The sequence below is a fragment of the Meiothermus hypogaeus genome (assembly GCF_003574035.1).
Classification (GTDB): Bacteria; Deinococcota; Deinococci; order Deinococcales; family Thermaceae; genus Meiothermus; species Meiothermus hypogaeus.
The window spans coordinates 1-15274 of record NZ_QWKY01000073.1 but is presented as its reverse complement, the minus strand read 5'-3'; the positions used below and the strand labels follow the sequence as shown (position 1 = coordinate 15274).

General features: G+C 62.6%; 16 protein-coding genes. 10 read left to right on the top strand and 6 right to left on the bottom strand.

The features are described from left to right. Positions 1-33 precede the first annotated feature (33 nt). The 9 genes from Mhypo_RS14465 to Mhypo_RS14425 are packed head-to-tail and all read left to right on the top strand — an operon-like array spanning position 34 to position 8348. Positions 34-1065, top strand: coding sequence for a branched-chain amino acid ABC transporter permease (locus Mhypo_RS14465; protein ID WP_119341994.1), 1032 nt, complete (start codon positions 34-36; stop codon positions 1063-1065). Then, positions 1065-2837 carry a branched-chain amino acid ABC transporter ATP-binding protein/permease gene (locus Mhypo_RS14460; RefSeq protein WP_119341993.1) on the top strand — a complete coding sequence of 591 codons (1773 nt, stop codon included), beginning with the start codon at positions 1065-1067 and terminating at the stop codon, positions 2835-2837. Before Mhypo_RS14465 ends, Mhypo_RS14460 begins: the two co-directional genes overlap by 1 nt. 22 nt (positions 2838-2859) lie before the next feature. Next, positions 2860-3597 (top strand): ABC transporter ATP-binding protein, encoded by a 738-nt coding sequence (locus Mhypo_RS14455; RefSeq protein ID WP_119341992.1) that lies wholly within the window; start codon positions 2860-2862, stop codon positions 3595-3597. Then, entirely contained in the window at positions 3594-3971 is a 378-nt protein-coding gene (gene paaI / locus Mhypo_RS14450) for a hydroxyphenylacetyl-CoA thioesterase PaaI (RefSeq protein ID WP_119341991.1), read from the top strand. Before Mhypo_RS14455 ends, paaI begins: the two co-directional genes overlap by 4 nt. 59 nt (positions 3972-4030) lie before the next feature. Next, entirely contained in the window at positions 4031-5233 is a 1203-nt protein-coding gene (locus tag Mhypo_RS14445; protein ID WP_119341990.1) for an acetyl-CoA C-acyltransferase, read from the top strand. 24 nt (positions 5234-5257) lie between these two features. Beyond that, a complete protein-coding gene (locus Mhypo_RS14440) occupies positions 5258-6007 on the top strand; it encodes an SDR family oxidoreductase (RefSeq protein WP_119341989.1) in 750 nt (249 codons plus the stop codon). After that, positions 6004-6486 (top strand): GNAT family N-acetyltransferase, encoded by a 483-nt coding sequence (locus Mhypo_RS14435; RefSeq protein ID WP_119341988.1) that lies wholly within the window; start codon positions 6004-6006, stop codon positions 6484-6486. The genes Mhypo_RS14440 and Mhypo_RS14435 overlap by 4 nt, the downstream gene beginning before the upstream one ends. 15 nt (positions 6487-6501) lie before the next feature. Then, on the top strand, positions 6502-7845 hold the full coding sequence (locus Mhypo_RS14430) for a phenylacetate--CoA ligase (protein ID WP_170148318.1): 1344 nt from the start codon (positions 6502-6504) through the stop codon (positions 7843-7845). A 53-nt stretch (positions 7846-7898) separates the two neighbouring features. Continuing rightward, complete coding sequence (locus Mhypo_RS14425; protein ID WP_119341986.1) at positions 7899-8348, top strand: thioesterase family protein; 450 nt, start codon at positions 7899-7901, stop codon at positions 8346-8348. 7 nt (positions 8349-8355) lie between these two features. Here Mhypo_RS14425 and ggt read toward each other — a convergent pair whose 3' ends face one another. Further along, a complete protein-coding gene (gene ggt / locus Mhypo_RS14420) occupies positions 8356-10056 on the bottom strand; it encodes a gamma-glutamyltransferase (RefSeq protein WP_206074929.1) in 1701 nt (566 codons plus the stop codon). 140 nt (positions 10057-10196) lie between these two features. On the opposite strand from ggt, the gene Mhypo_RS14415 reads away from it, so the two are divergent. Further along, positions 10197-10805 carry an LON peptidase substrate-binding domain-containing protein gene (locus tag Mhypo_RS14415; RefSeq protein WP_119341995.1) on the top strand — a complete coding sequence of 203 codons (609 nt, stop codon included), beginning with the start codon at positions 10197-10199 and terminating at the stop codon, positions 10803-10805. A 62-nt stretch (positions 10806-10867) separates the two neighbouring features. On the opposite strand, the gene Mhypo_RS14410 is transcribed toward Mhypo_RS14415, so the two are convergent. Genes Mhypo_RS14410 through Mhypo_RS14395 form a run of 5 tightly spaced genes read right to left on the bottom strand, consistent with a single transcriptional unit; the run spans position 10868 to position 15133 of the window. Continuing rightward, positions 10868-11827 carry a vWA domain-containing protein gene (locus Mhypo_RS14410; RefSeq protein WP_119341984.1) on the bottom strand — a complete coding sequence of 320 codons (960 nt, stop codon included), beginning with the start codon at positions 11825-11827 and terminating at the stop codon, positions 10868-10870. Then, positions 11828-11989, bottom strand: a complete 162-nt coding sequence (locus tag Mhypo_RS18200) for a hypothetical protein (protein WP_170148317.1) — start codon at positions 11987-11989, stop codon at positions 11828-11830. It lies immediately after the preceding gene. A 10-nt stretch (positions 11990-11999) separates the two neighbouring features. Continuing rightward, complete coding sequence (locus Mhypo_RS14405) at positions 12000-13064, bottom strand: VWA domain-containing protein (RefSeq protein WP_119341983.1); 1065 nt, start codon at positions 13062-13064, stop codon at positions 12000-12002. Next, the gene (locus tag Mhypo_RS14400; RefSeq protein WP_119341982.1) at positions 13061-14053 is read right to left on the bottom strand and encodes a DUF58 domain-containing protein; all 993 of its coding nucleotides are present in this window, start codon (positions 14051-14053) and stop codon (positions 13061-13063) included. The genes Mhypo_RS14405 and Mhypo_RS14400 overlap by 4 nt, the downstream gene beginning before the upstream one ends. 24 nt (positions 14054-14077) lie before the next feature. Then, the gene (locus Mhypo_RS14395) at positions 14078-15133 is read right to left on the bottom strand and encodes an AAA family ATPase (RefSeq protein ID WP_119341981.1); all 1056 of its coding nucleotides are present in this window, start codon (positions 15131-15133) and stop codon (positions 14078-14080) included. Positions 15134-15274: the final 141 nt, after the last annotated feature.

Below are 15274 nucleotides of genomic sequence, written 5' to 3'. Positions count from 1 at the left end.
CCCCCTGGCTCCCCCTCCCCCTGCTCTTTTCTTATGGACTGGACGATTGTTTCCTTCCTGACCGCAGACGCCCTGCAAAACGGCACCATCTACGCCCTGCTGGGCCTCGCGCTGGTCCTGGTTTTTGCGGTGACCCGGGTAATTCTGGTTCCACTGGGTGAATTTTTGGTGTTTGCCCCCCTCACGTACGTGTGGTTCCTGCCCTCCGAGGTCAGCGGGCTCAACCTGCAGGGCCAGATACCCGGCACGGCCTGGCTGGCCGCCGCCATGTTGACCTGGTGGGCCGTTTTAGACCGAACAAACCTTAGACGGGTCGGATTGCTCCTGCTGGGCGCGCTCGGCGTGCTGGGCCTGGCCTGGTGGGGTGCCCAGGGGGTGCCGATGTGGCTGGGCTGGCTTTTAGCCATCCTGGTGGTGCTGCCTATTGGCCCCGCTTCCTACCGGCTTTTTTTCGAACCTGCCAAGAACGCCAGCGTGCTAACCTATCTGATTATTGCAGTGGGTTTACACTTTGCCTTTATGGGTTTGGGGCTGGTGTTTTTTGGTCCCGAGCAGTTCCGCTTGCCCCCCATCCTGTCCGGGCAAACCACTCTTGGGCTCGTGCCGGTGAACAACCAGGCCTTTCTGGTGTACGGCTTTGCCTTGCTGGCCATGGTGGGGCTCTACCTTTTTTTTACCCGCAGCATTTTCGGCAAGGCCCTGCGGGCCTGCGCCGTCAATCGGTACGGGGCCCGGCTCCTGGGCATCAGTCCCAGCCAGGCCGGTTATGTTTCTTTTGCCATCGCCACGCTAATTGCCTGTGTGAGCGGGATGCTGCTGGCACCCCTGATCTCCCCGGCCTATTTCCAGGGCTTCTTGCTGGGGCTCAAGGGCTTCGTGGCCGGAATTCTGGGCGGCCTGGTCAGCTACCCGCTGGCGGTGGTGGGGGCCTTGTTGGTGGGGGCTATGGAGTCGTGGGCTTCTTTCCAGGCCAGCGCCTATAAGGACGCCATCGTTTTTGCCCTGCTGCTGCCCATACTGTTGTGGCGCAGCCTGCAAAGCCAGGAAATCGGGGAGGAAGACTGATGAACCTCAAGCTTTCCCCCCTCACCCTGGCGGCCGTGGCGCTGGTGCTGTTGCTGCCGGTTTTACTGCCCCCTACCTCGTTTTACCTGACCGTGGGCAACTACATCGCCTTTGGCGCGCTGGTCGCCCTGGGGCTTTACCTGCTCACGGGCCTCGCGGGCATGACCAGCTTCGGGCAAGCCGCCTTCATGGGCCTAGCCGCCTACACCAGTGCCCTCCTGACCATTGGCCAGGGCTGGAACCCCTGGTTTACCCTTCCGCTGGGCATTCTGATGGCGGTCGGCGGCGCTTTGGTTCTGGGGGGCATTACCGCCCGCCTAAAGGGCCACTACCTGCCGCTTTCGACCATTGCCTGGTGCATGGCCTTGTATATCGCCATGGGAAGCTGGATTGATCTGACCGGCGGACACACCGGCCTGCGGGGGATTCCTCCTATTTCTATCTTCGGCTACACCCTCAACGATAGCCGAAGCTTTTTCTACCTGGCCTGGTTCTTTGTGCTGGTTGGGGCCTGGACTGCCTGGAACCTGACCAACAGCCGCAACGGGCGGGCCATGCGGGCCTCCAAGGGCGACGCCATTGCCGCAGCCAGTTTTGGCGTCAATCCGGCGGTCTTGAAACTCCAGGTTTTTGTGCTTTCGGCCATCTATGCGGGCCTGGCAGGCTGGTTGTATGTGCACTACCAGAAGTTCATCAACCCCACCCCCTTTAGTCTGGAAGCCTCTATCAAGTATCTGATTGCAGCGGTGGCCGGCGGGGTAGGGAGCATTCCGGGGGTCATTCTGGGCTCGGGGCTGGTGACGGGCCTCGAGGAAATCCTGAAGGGCCTCTTGCCGCGCATCTTTGGGCGCACCGGCAACTACGAAATCATCGCCTACGGCCTCATTCTGGTACTGATTTTGATGTTCGCCCCCAAGGGCCTGTGGCCCTTCCTCGAGCGCTACCTGCCCAAAGCCCGGCCACAAAACCCTAGCGGCAGCGGCCTGCCGACCCGACTGAGCACCGGGCAGGCGGGTGAGGTGGTGCTGGAGGTGGACAACCTGACCAAGCGCTTTGGCGGCCTGCTGGCGGTCAATGGCATGAGCTTCCAGCTTCGCCGTGGCGAGATTCTGGCCCTGATTGGTCCCAACGGGGCAGGCAAGTCTACCTGTTTCAACATGATTACCTCGGTCTATGCCCCCAGCGAGGGTGCGGTGCGCTTCAAGGGCCAGGTCGTATCGGGCCGCATGCCCTACGAGGTACACCGGCTGGGAATTGCCCGCACCTTCCAGCACCCCCACCTCTTCCCCGAGATGAGCGTGCTGGAAAACGCCGCTCTGGGCACTTATGCCCGAACCCAGCGGGGCCTGGTGGCCTCCATGTTTGCCTTGCAGGGATCAGAGGAAAAAGCCGCCCTGGCCGAAGCCTACCGGGCGCTGGAGCGGGTGGGGCTGGCCCAGATTGCCCATCAAAAAGCCGATGGGCTGGCCATCGGGCAGTTGCGCCTGCTGGAAATTGCCCGGGCCCTGGCCTCGGGGCCCGAGGTGCTGCTTTTAGACGAACCCGCCGCAGGGCTGCGGGCCGGGGAAAAACGCCAGTTTGCCACCCTGATCCGCAAGCTGGTGAACGAAGGGGTCACGGTACTGCTGGTAGACCACGACATGGATCTGGTGATGGGGCTGGTCGACCGGGTGGTGGTGATGCATTATGGGGAAAAGCTGGCCGAGGGTAGCCCTGCCGAGGTGCAGCGCAACCCCAAGGTGATCGAGGCGTACCTGGGAGAGGTGGCATGAACAGGGCCAAAAAGGAGCTGGCATGAGCGTGCTGGAAGTACAAAACCTCACCGTGCGCTACGGCGCTGTGGAAGCTGTGCGCAACCTATCGCTTTCGGTGGGGGCGGGCGAGGCCATCACGCTCATTGGCCCCAACGGCGCGGGTAAGAGCAGCACCCTCAAGGGGATTGTGGGGCTGGTGAATACCAGCGGCACGGTGCGCTACCAGGAGCAGACCCTGGCGCGCCGCAGCCCCGAGGCCCTGGCCACCCAGGGCCTGGTGATGGTGCCTGAGAAGCGTGAATTGTTTGCCTCGATGGAAGTAGAAGACAACCTGCTCTTAGGAGCTTTTACTCGCTTCCAGCGGCGCGAAAAGGGCATCCGCGAAGACCTCGAGCGTGTCTATACCCTCTTCCCCCGGCTGCTCGAGCGCCGCAAGCAACTCGCGGGCACCATGTCCGGGGGGGAGCAGCAGATGCTGGCCATTGGGCGAGCCCTCATGGCTCGGCCCAAACTCCTGCTGCTGGACGAGCCCAGCCTGGGGCTGGCCCCGCTGATTGTGCAGGAGATTTTTCACATCCTGGGTCAGCTCAAAGCCCAGGGGACACCCATCCTGGTAGTGGAGCAGAATGCCCGCATGGCCCTCAAACTGGCCGACCGGGGGTATGTGCTCGAGGCCGGTGAGCTGGTCATGGAGGGCCGGGGACAAGACCTGCTGCACGACCCACGGGTAATTGAGAGTTACCTGGGTATCCGCACCAAAACCGAAGCCGGATCATGACCGCCACCACCGACCCCTACATGCAGCTGCTGGGCCTGAAGACCCAGCTACTGGAGCCTGGCAAGGCCGTGGTAGCCGCTCAGGTGAAGCCCGAGCACCTCAACATCCACGGCTCCTGTCACGGCGGCTTCCTCTATAGCCTGGCCGATGCCGCTTTTGCCCTGGCCTCCAACTCCCACGGCACCCCCGCGGTGGCCCTCTCCACCCAGATGCAGTACTTCAAGGCCGTGCGAGCCGGAGAATATCTGGAAGCCCACGCCAGCGAAGAAAATCTGGGCCGCCGCACCGCTACCTATCGCATCGAAATCCGCAGCGGCGAGCGGGTGGTGGCGCTGTTTACCGGTACGGTCTTCCGTATGGAAGCCTCCGGCTAGGGGTGTTCGCCAAAACCCCTTGCCCAATAGAACCCCAGAGGGTAAAACACAGGACAACCATGGAAGCATACATTCTGGACGCTGTTCGCACACCGGTAGGAAAGCACGGAGGGGCCCTGGCCTCGGTGCGACCCGACGACTTGGGGGCCATTCCCCTCAAAGCCCTGTTGGAGCGCTCCGGCATACCCGGTAGCGATGTGGAAGACGTATACATGGGCTGTGCCAACCAGGCCGGCGAGGACAACCGCAACGTAGCCCGCATGGCCTTGCTGCTGGCGGGCCTGCCCATCAGCGTGGGGGGCAGCACCATAAACCGCTTGTGCGGCAGCGGCTTAGATGCTGTGGCCAGCGCCGCTCGAGCCCTCATGCTGGGAGAGGGTCAGGTTTACATTGGGGGTGGGGTAGAAAGCATGAGCCGGGCCCCCTGGGTGGTGTCCAAGTCCGAGAAGGGCTTTGCTACCGGCAATGTGACCATGTTCGACACCACCTTGGGCTGGCGGCTGGTAAACCCCAGAATGAAGGAACTCTACGGCACCGATTCGATGGGCGAGACCGCCGAAAACCTGGCCGAGCAATACAAAATTCCCCGCGAAGCCCAGGACCGCTTCGCTCTGCAATCCCACCAGAAGGCCATCCGGGCCCAGCAGAGCGGGGTGCTGCAAAGTCAGATGGTGCCGGTGGAGGTAAAAGACCGCAAGGGCAATATCGAACAAATCACCACCGATGAAGGGCCCAGGGCCGACACCAGTTTAGAGGCCCTGGCCAAGCTCAAACCCGTGTTCAGGCCGGGGGGCAGCGTTACGGCAGGCAACGCTTCTTCGTTGAACGACGGGGCCGCTGCGGTCTTGCTGGCTGCCGAAGCCTATGCCAAGGCGCATGGCCTGAAGCCCATGGCCCGGGTTCGTTCGATGGCGGTAGCGGGGGTGGAGCCGCGCATCATGGGCATTGGGCCGGTGCCCGCAACCCAGAAAGCCCTCAAGCGCGCCGGGCTTAGCATGTCGGACATAGGTCTGATTGAGCTCAACGAGGCTTTTGCCGCCCAGAGCCTGGCCGTGCTTTACGAGTGGGGCCTCGAGGCCGAGGACCAACGACTGAATGTGAACGGGGGAGCCATCGCCATTGGTCATCCCCTGGGCTGTTCGGGGGCCCGTATCCTGACCAATCTCGTACACGAGATGCAGCGCCGGGGGGTGCAGTTTGGCCTGGCCACCATGTGCATCGGGGTGGGCCAGGGCATCGCTATGGTGGTGGAGCAGGTCTAAGGGCAGGCGGTATCATCTGGGTGTATGAAAGTCCTCGAGCAGTTCAGCCTGAACGGCAAAACCGCCCTCGTGACCGGGGGCTCGAGGGGTCTGGGGCTGGAGATTGCCTGTGGCTTGCGCGAAGCCGGGGCCAAAGTTGCGTTGCTTGCCCGGCGGGAGAGCTTCTTCGAGGAGGCCTTGAAGCTCATACCGGACGCTCTATTCCTGGTGGGCAATGTTCAGGACGAAGGAAGCCTCGAGGCCGCCTTTGCCCGCACCGGCCCCATTGACATCCTGGTTAATGCCGCCGGGGTCACCTGGGGCCAGGACGCGCTGGAAGTACCGGTAGAAAAAATCCGCGAGGTACTGGACATCAACGTAACCGGGGCTTTCCTGGCCTCGCGCATTGCAGCCCGCAACATGAAAACCCGTGGCTACGGCAAAATTCTCAACATCGCCTCGGTGGCCGGGCTGGCCGGCAGCCCCAGCGAGGTCATGGACGCCGCCGCCTACTCGGCTTCCAAGGGGGCGCTCATTGCCCTCACACGCGACCTGGCCGTCAAATGGGGGCCTTATGGCATCCGGGTCAACGCCCTGGCACCGGGGTTCTTCCCCACCCGCATGACCGAGAAGCTGCTGGCCCGCACCGAGCAACTTGTGCGCGAGCGCACCCCTTTGGGCCGCATCGGCAAAACGGGCGAGCTGGCTGCCGCCGCCCTGTACCTGTGCAGCCCGGCCTCGGACTATGTGACCGGGCAGGTTCTGGCCGTGGATGGGGGGATGACCGCCTTATGAGCGAAGCCCTCCCCCTGCCCAAGGGCCATGGCCTGATCCGCCGGGCCAACCGCGCCGACCTGCCCGAGATTGTAAGGCTCCTGGCCGACGACCCCCTGGGGCAAACTCGAGAAGCCTTCACCAGCCCCCTGCCCGAGAGCTACTACCGGGCCTTCGAGGCCATCGAGGCCGATCCCAACCAGTTTTTGGCAGTGGTGGAGCAGGGGGGCCGCATTGTGGGTACTTTTCAGCTCAGTTTCATACCGGGCCTGTCACGCCAGGGCGCCTGGCGTGCGCAGGTCGAGGCGGTTCGCATTGACCATGCTCTGCGCAACCAGGGCCTGGGCCGGGTGGTGATGGAGTGGGTTATAGAGTACGCTCGGCAGCGAGGCTGCGCCCTGGTTCAGCTCACCTCCGATAAGTCTCGCAAAGACGCCCTGCGCTTTTATCAACGCCTGGGCTTCATCTCCAGCCACGAGGGCATGAAGCTCAAGCTCTAAGAGGTGCCTATGCCGATGTTTCAACCCGAACTCGAGACCCTCTCCCGTCCCAAGCTCACCGAGTTGCAAAGCCAGCGCCTGCGCGAGCAGGTAGCCTACGTGTACGAGCGCGTACCCTTCTACAAGCAAGCCTTCGACGAACGAGGGGTCAAGCCCGGCGACATTCGCGGCATCGAAGACCTGCACAAACTGCCCTTTACCAAAAAGAAAGACCTGCGCGACACCTATCCCTTCGGCCTGTTTGCTGTGCCCCGCCACGAGCTGGCCCGTATTCATGCCTCCTCCGGCACCACCGGTAAACCGACCGTGGTGGGCTATACCCGTGGCGACCTCGAGGTGTTTGCCGAGGTGGTGGCCCGCTCCTTGGCTGCTGCGGGGGGGCGGCCCGGCATGATGCTGCACAACGCTTATGGCTACGGCCTCTTCACCGGCGGGCTGGGCCTGCATGGCGGTGCAGAAAAGCTGGGCATGATTGTGGTGCCCATCTCCGGTGGCATGACCGACCGGCAAATTATGCTCATCCAGGACTTCAAGCCCGAGATGATCTCCTGTACCCCCTCCTATGCCCAGACCCTGGCCGAGGAGTTCAAGAAGCGGGGGGTAGCCCCGGAGGAAATCAGCCTCCAGTACGCCATTCTGGGGGCCGAGCCCTGGACCGAGGCCATCCGCCAGAGCGTGGACACCGGGCTGGGGGTCAAGGCCACCAACATCTATGGCCTCTCGGAGATTATCGGCCCCGGCGTCTCCAACGAGGACGTGAACGAGCGCGAGGGGCTTTCGTACATCTGGGAAGACCACTTTTACCCCGAGGTGGTAGATCCCGAGACCGGCGAGCCCCTGCCCGAGGGCGAGGTGGGGGTGCTGGTTCTCACCACCCTGACCAAAAAAGCCATGCCCATTCTGCGCTACTGGACCGGCGACCTGACCTTCATCACCCGAGAGCCCGGCCCTTCCGGACGCACCCACGCCCGCATGGCCCAGATACGGGGCCGCACCGACGACATGCTGATTGTGCGCGGAGTCAACGTCTACCCCACCCAGATTGAGGCGGTGCTCAAAGAAATCCCCGAGGTGGCCCCCCACTACCAGATTGTGCTGACCCGCGAGGGCACCATGGACGAGGTGGAGTTGAAGCTCGAGGTCTCCGAGTCCTTCTTCCGTGAAATTGGCCAGCAGTTGCTTTCCGACGAGGTCATCGAGGCCGACCACCGGCTAGCCCACTTGCGCGAAAAGGTGTCCAGAAAAATCAAAGACAACGTCGGCATCTCGGTGCGGGTCTCGCTCATCAACCCCGGCAGCGCCCCGCGCAGCGAGGGCGGCAAGCTAAAAAGGGTCGCGGACTTACGTAAAATGAGCTAAAAGCCACAGCGAATGGCCCCAAAAGCTATTCACTGTTTGTTATCGGCAGGCGTATGAAACCCATTCCCATTGGCTACCAGGCCACTTTCGAGACGGTGGTTAGCGATGAAATGACCGTGGACTTCGAGCACGCGGATGACCCCCTGCTCGGCAAACTCCACCCGGTTTATGCCACCTACTGGATGGCCAAACACATGGAGCTGGCCGGCCGCAAGATTATTTTGCCCTTCCTGGAAGAAGGCGAGGAGGGCATTGGCTCCAAGGTCAGCGTGGACCACCAGGCCTCCGCCCTGCCCGGCATGAAGGTTCGCGTGGTCGCCGAGCACTTGCGCACCGAGGGCAACCGCGTACACGCCCGGTGCACGGCTTGGAACGAGCTGGGCGACCGGATTGGCGAGGGCTACACCGAGCAGGTTATATTGCCCAGGGCCAAGCTGTTGCGCATATTTGAGAAGCTACAAGAGCGCTGGCAGGCCAGCCGTAACCGGCCTGCCGACCGTTGAATCTGCGCTACCTCGAGCGTTCCACCGCGGCCGCGCCCCCACCCCGGCGCACTGGCTCGGCAGCCGCCGTTACCGAGCCGTCGGGATTGAAAGCAATGGCCGTGAGGGCCCCAATTTCGGCGGTAGGGGCCCACCGATGGCCCAGCCCGAGCAGGGCCTGGGCCTCCGGGCTTCGTTCGAAACCTCCGTCCACCCCTGTGGTCTGCAGGTTGCGCTGGCTCAGGCGGGGCGCGGCCAGGGCCTGGTCAATGGGCATGCCAAAGTCGAGCACATTGATTAGCGTCTGAAGCACCGTGGTGATGATGGTGGCACCGCCGGGCGAGCCCAGGGCCAGCACCGGTTTTCCATCGCGGAAGACCAGGGTGGGGCTCATACTGCTGCGCGGGCGCTTGTAAGCCTCGGGGCTGTTGGGGTGAGGAACGGTCGCATCGAAGTCGGTGAGTTCGTTGTTGAGCAAGAAGCCGTACCCCGGTACCACCATGGCGTTGCCCCCGGTGGACTCGATGGTAAAGGTATAAGAGACAATATTTCCTTCCTTATCGCTCACGGTGAGGTGGGTAGTGGACTCCCCTTCCCAACGCTGTGTTTGCGCTCTTGGTCTCAGCGGAGCGGAGGGGTCTTGCTGGAAGGGATAGGGGTCCCCTGCCTGTACCGAACCCTCGGCAGCCCGCTCGCCGATGGCTTTACGGCGTTCTTCGGCGTATTTCTTGGAGAGCAAACCGGCCAGAGGTGCATCCAAAAACTCGGGGTCTCCCATGTAGGCGTTGCGATCGGCAAAGGCCAGACGGGAAGCCTCGAGGTACAGATGCAGCGCCCGCTCGCGGGGCAGGGCCTTAAGATCGAAACCCTCGAGCAGATTCAGGGCCAGGGCGATGGTAGGCCCTCCACTGCTGGGCAAACCCATTCCGTAGAGGGTATAGCCGCGGTAACTGCTCACAATCGGCTGACGGATGCGAACTTCGTAGTTGGCCAGGTCCGCAAGGGTCATGCGGCCCGGGCGGATGTTGGCGGTCACCCCGGGCGCGATAGGCGGGTTGTTGACCGTATTGACAATGGCTTGGGCGAGGGGGCCTGTATAGAAAGCACGGCTTCCCCCCGAGGCCAGGAGCAAGTAGGTACGGGCCAGGTCGGGATTACGAAAAGTAGAGCCCACCGCAGGCACATTGTCGCCTGGCAGAAAAAGAGCGCTGGTAGAGGTGAAGTAGCGGAAGCGCTGGAGGTTAGCCTGGGTCTGGGCAGCAAAGGTGGCATCGACCGTAAAGCCCTGCTGCGCTACCCGAATGGCCGGCTGTAAAACCCGGCCCAGGGACAGGGAGCCATAGCGGGCCAGGGCTTCCTCCCAGCCCTTGACCGTGCCGGGAACACCCACCGAAAGACCGCTGTTGACCCGCTCGGCAAAGGGCAGCGGCTGACCGTTGGGGCCGTTGAACACGCTGGGATTGAAATAGGCCGGGGCCACCTCCCGGTGGTCGATGGTCACCACCCGTTTATCCTTGGCCAGGTAGATCACCATAAAGCCCCCACCACCAATTCCGCAGGAGTAGGGCTCGGTCACACCCAGCACCGCTGCTGCTGCCACAGCGGCATCGATGGCGTTCCCGCCCTGGGCCAGGATGTCCATGGCAGCGCGGGTCGCCAGGGCATCCACAGTGGCGGCAGCACCCCCAGTGCCCGTGGCTGTCGGCTGGGCCAGTCCGAAACCCAGCATGAAAAGGAGTATTACTGCATATTTTTTCATGCCCTTGTTATATTGAGCAGATATACCGACTGAATGTAACATAGGCTAATAAAGTGGCGATAGAAATCGCCGTTGCACACTTACAACCCCCACTGGGCTATTTTGTAAACGTGAAGCGCCTGCCTCTTTTCCCTCTTCCCGAAACGGTGGTCTTTCCCGGGCTCCTCATTCCGCTTTACATCTTCGAGGAGCGCTATAAGCAGATGGTGCGCGATTTGCTGGCCCAAAGCGAAGACCAGCGGCGGTTTGTCATTACCCTGGCTACCGCGTCGGGCCCCCACGAGGTAGGGGGCTACGTGGACTTGCTGGCCGCTTCTGAAAACCCCGATGGCACCTTCAACATCGTCTGCCGGGGCGGCGACCGGTGCCGTGTGGAGGGCGTGGGGGTTTTCGAAAAAAACCTCTATCAGACAACCCTAGATATTCCTTATTTGCTCGAGCGCAGCGCCCGTAGCGAAGAGATTGTGGCGGCCTGGGACGCCATGGACACCTTTCGCAGCTACATGGCCGGGCTTGCCGACCCCGCAGCCCTGGAAGAAGCCATTGCCAACCTGCCCGACGACCCCCTTTATCAGGCTTCCTTTTTGTGTGTTAACCTGCGGGTATCGGCTGCGGACCGGCAAGCCCTTCTGGAGGCGCCTTCCCTCATTGCGCGCCTCGAGCTGGCCCAAGCCCTCATGCGCCAGGGCTCTATCTCGAGCACCACGGCCGAAGCTTGAGGCCATCATGCTTCCCTCCACCAGTACGCACTACACGCGGTGTAATAGGCCCGAAGACCGCTCTAAACCACCCTGCGCCGCACCTGGGCCAGGGCCAGGCTGAGAGCCAAAAGCCCAGCGGCCAGCAGAGAAAAAACCGCCGTCGCCTCGTCGCGGCGAACCCGCCACGTCATCTGACGGGTCAGGGTGCGGTAAGCCTCTTTGAGCTTGGCCGCCGAGTCCACAAAGAAATATTCTCCGTCGCCCACCCGGGCAATCTCCTTGAGAGCCTCTTCGTCGAACTGCGCGGCCAGCGCGTACTGTTCAGGCAGTCCGGGCACCGCACCATCGGAAGCACGGCCAATACCAATAGCATGCACCCGAATCTTAAGGCGGGCCGCCTCCTGGGCAGCTTCTACCGGGTCTACCCCGGCCAGACTGCGCCCATCGGTAAGCAGGATGATACTGGCCAGGCTCCTGGGGTCTGGGGCCTCGGCGCGTTCGGACAGCGGCGGCAGAGCCATAATGCTCTCCAGAATGGCGTCGCCAATGGCGGTGCCCAGGTTCAAATCCAGAAAGTCCACCGCCTCGAGCAAGCGCCCCCGGTCGGTGGTGAGGGGTACTACTAGTTGAGCGTCGCGGGAAAAGGTCACCAGGGCCACCCGCATACCCTCTGGCAGCTCACGAATAAAGGTACGGAGCGCAGCTCTAGCAGCCTCGAATCGACTGGGTTGCACATCGGTAGCCTGCATCGAGCGGCTGATGTCCACCGCCAGCACCACCGCTGCCCGGGGGTCGGCCTGCAAGACCGGAAGGGTGGGGCGGGCCAGGGCAACAACAGCCATGACCAGCGCCAGCAAATACAACCCTGCCGAGAGGTGCTGTCGCCAGTTTTGGGCTCGCCTCGAGGCCCGCGCCAGCATGGCCACATCCGGGTGCAAAACAACCGATTCGGCCGGCGGGCGCAGGCTCAGGCGGTACAGCCAGATCAGCAGGGGTACCAGGAGCAATAAACCCAGGGCCCACGGCCAGATAAACATCATTCAAACCACCTGCCGCCTCAAAGCCGACCCACCCATGCTAAAGCCCAGTAGCAGCGCTGCCAACAAGCCCAGGATACCGCTAACCTCGAGGGTCTGGGGCCGCAGCACCCTCAAGGCGATAAGCCTGAGCGTTAGCAGGTTCCAGCGTGCCAGAAAACCCATCGGCCCTCCCCTACGGTACCCGGCGCTGCCAGCGCAGGCTCAGGCCCGCTGCCAAAAGCATTAGAAAGGCCGCCACACCCGACAGCAGCGAGGCAATTTCGGTCTTGGTGCCCTCCCAGCGAATCACCGTGCCCAGTTCTTTGGCAATGGCCTTGAGGGCCTCCTCGGTGGGGGGGTAGGTGTTTTTGCCGCCTGTGGCCTGCGCCAGTTGCTCGAGGTTTCTTGGCTCGAAAGGAATGTAGTAGTTGCGCCCCTCAATCTGGGCCACTGTACCCCCTTGTTGCCCCATGGGGAAGGTGAAGAGCTTGACGTTGGCATTCTTGGCGAACCGGGCGGCAATCTCGAGGCTGTTGCGGGTGGGCAAACCGGGGTTGGTGCTCACGTTAGAAGCCCCATCCGAAAGGATCACCACACTCCCCGGCGGTAGATCTTGCGGAGACTGGGACTGCGGTGACACCGGCAGGTCGGGCACCCCTTGCAGGGGGTCGGGCTGCCCCAGGCCGGGGGGTTGTAACTCGGCGGGAGGCTTAAGGTTCTTGCGCCCCGGCAGCATCCGTACTCCGGTCACGATGGCGTTCTCGATGGAGGTGTTCTGGGCCGGTTTGAGGCGCTCGATGGCCTCCAGGAGCTTCTGGCGGTCGGTGGTGGGCATCACCAGGGCCGAGGCCGAGTCGGAAAAGCTGACCAGCCCAATCTGGGTGGTGGGGGGCGCTAGCTCGATGAACTTGCGAGCCGTGGCCTTGGCGGCCTCCAGGCGGCTGGGGTTGAGGTCGGCGGCCAGCATGGAGCGTGAGGTGTCCACCGCCAGCACAACCGCGGCCTTGTTGGTGGGCAAGGGCGGGCTGGCCACCGGACGGGCCGCCGCAAAAAGCAGCAAAAACAGCGCCAGCAGTTGCAGGGCCAGCGGCCAGCGCACGTGGGCTTTGGGCGGTTGGCGCACCACCGAGGGGAGCAAGCGGGCATCGGCAAAGGCCTCGGCGGTGCGTTCCCGACGTCGGTTGGCCCACACCAGCAGGCCCACAAACAGCGGTATCAGCAACAACAACCACAAAAAAGCAGGCCAGGTGAAACTCATCTTCGCCCCCTTCTGCGTAAGGTGAACTTGAGCAAGGGTTCTACAATTTCCTGGGCCGTGGACAGGTTGAGCACATCCACCTGGGCCGAACGCAGAGCACGCTCGAGCATGGCTTCTCGAGCCTGCACCAACGCCGCATGGGCACGGCGAACCCGGGGGTCGCTGGTATCAATCCAGATCTCTTCGCCGCTTTCCGGGTCGCGCATGCGCAGCTCGCCGGCTCTGGGCAGCTCTTTTTCGGCAGGGTCGAAGATGCGCACCGCCACCACATCGTGCCGGTAAGCCAACCGGCGCAGTCCCTGCGTCCAAAGGGGCGCCTGCTCCGGTTGGGGGTTCAGAAAGTCGGACACCACAAACAGCAGCGCGCGGCGCTTGAGGGTTTTGGCAATGTGCTCCAGGGCTTGCTCCAGGGAAGCGTGCGGCGCACGGGATGGTGCGGCTTGCCCCTGGCCGAGCGCCAGCAAGCCATACAGCTCGTACAGAATTCGCAGGGCCTGCCGACGGCCCGTGCCTGGAGGCACCACCCGCATGCCGGCCTCCGAAAAGCCGATGACCCCCACCTTATCCCCGTGTCGGGCCACGATGCTCGCCGCCGTACCGACAAATTCCAGCGCCTCCTCTGCCTTCAGCACCCGCCGGGTACCGAACCGCATCGAGGCCGATAAATCCACCACCAGCCAGACCGTGACCTCCTTCTCTTCGCGGTACTGTCGAATGTGAATCTTGCCAGTGCGGGCGGTCACGTTCCAGTCGATGCGCCGAACCTCGTCGCCGGGCTGGTACTCCCGTACCTCGGCTAAGTCCAGGCTGGGACCATAGAAAAAACCGGTGTAATCGCCAAACAAAAAACCGTCCAGGCGCTTCAATACCTTGAACTCGAGCTTCCGCAGTAGCTCCGCCGGCAGTTCACGCTGGCGTGGCCGGGCCTCGTTGGGCTCTGGCGTCAGGGTGATTTCAATTTTGTTCTTGCTGGCTCGTCGAAAGAGCATAGGCCACCACAGCTTTATGTTGCGTTAGGCCGAAGGGTTTTCCGTAACCGTTGAGCGGGTATCGCGGTAGGGGTCGCCAATGTGCACCTTGGGCAGAGGGGTAGCGGCAATAATCTTCTGTACCACGTCCTCGAGTTTCACCTCGTCGGCCAGGGCCTCGTAGGAAAGAATCACCCGATGGCGCAACACCTCGGGGGCCAGGTCGCGCACGTCCTCAGGCAGGGCGTATTCGCGGCCCCGCACAATCGCCAGGGCTTTGGCACCCAGAATCAGGTTTACGCTGGCACGGGGGCTTCCGCCAAAGCTGATGTACTTTTTGAGGTTCGAAAGGCCCACTTCGCCGGGGTCGCGGGTCGCGCGGGCCAGCCGCACCGCATACTCGGTTACGGCCTGGTGGACGTGTACCTGGTCAGCCATGGCTTGCAGGTAGCGCAGGTCGTCGCCAGTGAGCACCTCAGCTACCCGCTCGAACTTGGTGGAGACCCGGTCCACCACGGTCATCTCCTCGTAGAAGGCAGGGTAGTCGATCCAGACCTTGAACATGAAGCGGTCAACCTGGGCTTCGGGCAGAAAGTAGGTGCCTTCCGACTCGATGGGGTTCTGGGTGGCAAGCACCAAAAAGGGGTCGGGCAGTTTGAAGGTCTCGTGGCCGATGGTAACCTGGCGCTCCTGCATGGCCTCCAGCAGGGCGGATTGAATCTTGGCGGGGGCCCGGTTGATTTCATCGGCCAGAATCAGGTTGGCAAAAATTGGGCCCAGCTCCACCTCGAAGCTGGCTTCTTTGGGGTTGTAGATGCGGGTTCCCACCAGGTCGGCGGGCACCAGGTCGGGGGTGAACTGGATGCGCTTGAAGCTGGCCCCAATCGCCTCGGCCATGGTCTTGATGGCCAGGGTTTTGGCCAGTCCCGGCACCCCTTCAATCAGGATGTGGCCCCGCGCCAGGAGCGCTACTACCATACGCTCGAGCATCAGGTCTTGCCCGACAATGACCTTCTTGACTTCCAACAACAGGGTACGCAACCTGGCAGCAGCATCCATCACGGCCTGGGGCTCGAGGGAGGGTTTGGGGGCTTCACTCATAAAAAACCTCTTTGGTAGCTAACTTGATTTGCGCTTATTGACGTTTGTAAACACCGCAGCTTGGCTGGGACTTTGACTAGCAACCAGCCCGTAGCTTCAGATGGTCTGGTCGGGATTGCTCTGGGGAGGTGTGGGGGCGGG

What these genes read in the sequence shown, in the direction of transcription:
- Mhypo_RS14465 (WP_119341994.1), top strand. Translation starts at nt 34, where the DNA reads ATGGACTGGACGATTGTTTCCTTCCTGACCGCAGACGCCCTGCAAAAC.
- Mhypo_RS14460 (WP_119341993.1), top strand. Translation starts at nt 1,065, where the DNA reads ATGAACCTCAAGCTTTCCCCCCTCACCCTGGCGGCCGTGGCGCTGGTG.
- Mhypo_RS14455 (WP_119341992.1), top strand. Translation starts at nt 2,860, where the DNA reads ATGAGCGTGCTGGAAGTACAAAACCTCACCGTGCGCTACGGCGCTGTG.
- paaI (WP_119341991.1), top strand. Translation starts at nt 3,594, where the DNA reads ATGACCGCCACCACCGACCCCTACATGCAGCTGCTGGGCCTGAAGACC.
- Mhypo_RS14445 (WP_119341990.1), top strand. Translation starts at nt 4,031, where the DNA reads ATGGAAGCATACATTCTGGACGCTGTTCGCACACCGGTAGGAAAGCAC.
- Mhypo_RS14440 (WP_119341989.1), top strand. Translation starts at nt 5,258, where the DNA reads ATGAAAGTCCTCGAGCAGTTCAGCCTGAACGGCAAAACCGCCCTCGTG.
- Mhypo_RS14435 (WP_119341988.1), top strand. Translation starts at nt 6,004, where the DNA reads ATGAGCGAAGCCCTCCCCCTGCCCAAGGGCCATGGCCTGATCCGCCGG.
- Mhypo_RS14430 (WP_170148318.1), top strand. Translation starts at nt 6,502, where the DNA reads ATGTTTCAACCCGAACTCGAGACCCTCTCCCGTCCCAAGCTCACCGAG.
- Mhypo_RS14425 (WP_119341986.1), top strand. Translation starts at nt 7,899, where the DNA reads ATGAAACCCATTCCCATTGGCTACCAGGCCACTTTCGAGACGGTGGTT.
- ggt (WP_206074929.1), bottom strand. Translation starts at nt 10,056, where the DNA reads ATGCTGGGTTTCGGACTGGCCCAGCCGACAGCCACGGGCACTGGGGGT.
- Mhypo_RS14410 (WP_119341984.1), bottom strand. Translation starts at nt 11,827, where the DNA reads ATGATGTTTATCTGGCCGTGGGCCCTGGGTTTATTGCTCCTGGTACCC.
- Mhypo_RS18200 (WP_170148317.1), bottom strand. Translation starts at nt 11,989, where the DNA reads ATGGGTTTTCTGGCACGCTGGAACCTGCTAACGCTCAGGCTTATCGCC.
- Mhypo_RS14405 (WP_119341983.1), bottom strand. Translation starts at nt 13,064, where the DNA reads ATGAGTTTCACCTGGCCTGCTTTTTTGTGGTTGTTGTTGCTGATACCG.
- Mhypo_RS14400 (WP_119341982.1), bottom strand. Translation starts at nt 14,053, where the DNA reads ATGCTCTTTCGACGAGCCAGCAAGAACAAAATTGAAATCACCCTGACG.
- Mhypo_RS14395 (WP_119341981.1), bottom strand. Translation starts at nt 15,133, where the DNA reads ATGAGTGAAGCCCCCAAACCCTCCCTCGAGCCCCAGGCCGTGATGGAT.